Genomic DNA, 348 nt, shown 5'->3' on the forward strand with positions numbered 1-348 from the left:
TGGTTTGGTGGGGGTGGGGGGTTGTTCGAGGATGAGGTGGGCGTTGGTGCCGCTGACGCCGAAGGAGGAGATGCCCGCGCGGCGGGGGCGGTCGGTGCGGGGCCAGGGTTGTGCTTCGGTGAGCAGGGATACTGCTCCGCTGGACCAGTTGACGTGTGAGGTGGGGGCGTCGATGTGGAGGGTCTTGGGCAGTAGTTCGTGCTGGAGGGCGAGGATCATTTTGATGACGCCGGCTACGCCTGCGGCGGCTTGGGTGTGGCCGATGTTGGATTTCAGTGATCCGAGCCACAGGGGGTTTTGGGTGGGCCGGTTGTGGCCGTAGGTGGCGAGGAGGGCTTGGGCTTCGAT

General features: G+C 65.5%; 1 protein-coding gene. It reads right to left on the bottom strand.

From position 1 onward, the window contains the following. The coding region (locus AC5P1B_RS35915; protein WP_493892232.1) for a ketoacyl-synthetase C-terminal extension domain-containing protein at positions 1-348 on the bottom strand (348 nt) is incomplete at both ends.

This window comes from Streptomyces sp. A01, from assembly GCF_059026195.1.